At 44.2% G+C, this 2,047-nt stretch carries 1 protein-coding gene and 2 pseudogenes; 2 read left to right on the top strand and 1 reads right to left on the bottom strand.

Features of this window, described 5'->3' with window-relative positions; all coding sequences use genetic code 11:
* Together C5O24_RS12915 and C5O24_RS12910 are read left to right on the top strand one after the other, a co-directional pair.
* A pseudogene (locus tag C5O24_RS12915) lies at nt 1-197 on the top strand (alcohol dehydrogenase); the annotation flags it as partial.
* A gap of 3 nt (nt 198-200) precedes the next feature.
* Entirely contained in the window at nt 201-1,286 is a 1,086-nt protein-coding gene (locus C5O24_RS12910) for a Fic family protein (RefSeq protein WP_107036501.1), read from the top strand.
* Between the two features lie 429 nt (nt 1,287-1,715).
* Here C5O24_RS12910 and C5O24_RS12905 read toward each other — a convergent pair.
* Nucleotides 1,716-2,047 (bottom strand): annotated as a pseudogene (locus C5O24_RS12905) (metallophosphatase); the annotation flags it as partial.

Raw genomic sequence — 2,047 nt, 5'->3', positions numbered from 1 at the left:
GCAAGAATCTGACGTTCAAGACCGGTGGCGTTGATGGTTGCGACTGCGAAGAAATCCTGAAACTTATATCCGAAGGGAAGATTGACACGACCCCGCTGATAACCCATACCTTCCCCTTCTCGCAGATCGAGGAAGCCTACGATCTGTTTGAAAACCGCCGCGACAACGTTATTAAAGTGGCGATAACACCTCATTGACTTATGGAACGTTATAATGAATTTGAACAATATTTGAGGGCTACAGAACCGGGGCCAAAGGAACGCGCCGAACTGTGGCAGACGGCTATTGGGTTGCAAAAGGTTGACGGCCTTGAGGTATCTGACTATCTGGTTGATACCGCAAAAAGGCACATCGAGGGTGAAGTCAACATTGATGATGTTGACAAACTGATTACAACATATTATCAGAGTGAGGCTGCGCGTGAGATACCCGATGATGTGAAACAGGCGGATGAGGTGTCGAAGAATATTGTCCGTGTTCTTTCGGAGCAATCTTTCTCGTTCTCACTTCAGGGGTTGGCCGGGGTTCATCGTCGTATATTCAACGGTGTTATGAAACATGCCGGTGAATTCCGAAAATATAACGTGACAAAGAAAGAATGGGTCCTTGATGGTGCTACCGTTCTTTATGGCCCTTATGAAGATTTGACCCGCACTATTGAATACGACCTTGAACAGGAAAGACAGTTCAGTTACAGGGGATTATCGCAGTCACAAATTATTGAGCATCTGGTACGTTTTGTGTCGGACATATGGCAAATCCATCCATTCCCTGAAGGAAACACGCGTACTACCGCTGTATTCACCATCAAGTATCTGCGTTCGATGGGGTACTCGGTTGAGAATGATATGTTCAAGAGCCATTCGTGGTATTTCCGCAATGCGCTTGTCCGCGCCAACTACCGTAATGCCGTCAAGGGTGTAGAACCTACATATGAATATCTTATCCTTTTCTTCCGCAATCTTCTTCTCGGCGAAAACAACGAGCTGCGAAATCGTTATCTGCATATCAGATGGGATGAGGCAAAACATCATGATGACGTTTCGGAAACGTCACAACGTCACGATGACGTTTCCGGAGTAAAGTTAACTGAAAATGAAAAAGCTGTAATAGATGTGATGCAGCGAGACAACCATGTGTCTCTTGATAGAATTGTGGAAATCACAAAACTTTCTCGTAGCACCATAGATCGTATCATCCGTTCTCTGAAAGGGAAAGAGCTGCTTGAACGCCGAGGTGTCAAGAATTACCCGGAATGGATTGTTAAACGGCTTTTAAAGAGTTGAGGTATAGCAGAATCGAGTTGTTGCATTTTTTGCAACAACTTAAGATAAAGACGGTAGTAAAGTCGAGCGCAACATCACTAAGATTTATGAGGCAGATGAATTGGCTTCAGATTCAACTGTTGCATTTTTTGCACAAGTTCAAACTGAGGGAAAATGCCAAGTGGAGCAATTGAAGATGATCGTTCTGATATAGTATGTAAGGACTAAGCGTGTAGTTGTTTCCAAAATGGAAATAACTGCCGAGGATTTCTCGGTAGTTCAAATTTTTTGATGTTCCGAGTAACATTATCAACACAATTACACACTGGTGGGAGATTCAGTTTTCTAAGTCATCCATATCAGCATCGCTAGCCAACGTGTATAGAATAAAAACGCCACAACCGACTGTATTTAGGTAGCTAGTTGTGGCGTTGGATTGGATGTCAAGTATTATCGCTTTTGGCGTGGCTCTCGTTTGTTTGCTTGCTCTATTTGCCATTGTATCCGCTCACGGACTTGGTCGAATGACAAGGGCGTGAAGTTATTGTTGTCGACACCAACATCGAATTGTGTCGGGTAGAGATGTTGAAGCCGTCCGGCATCAATGCCAGTGTTTGAGGGCCGCGTATGCACATGTCCAAACAATTGCCATACATCAGTCTTGTATCCTCCCTCAAAACAGAGAAATGGATAGTGGCTGAGGTAGATTTTCTTTTTCCCTACCTCAATACGCATCTGCATGGCCACATGCTCAAAGCGATCGATAAATCCTTGACGTATAT

Source organism: Paramuribaculum intestinale, assembly GCF_003024925.1.
Classification (GTDB): Bacteria; Bacteroidota; Bacteroidia; order Bacteroidales; family Muribaculaceae; genus Paramuribaculum; species Paramuribaculum intestinale.
The sequence above is the reverse complement of the archived record's forward strand: the minus strand, read 5'-3'. Positions and strand labels throughout refer to the sequence as shown.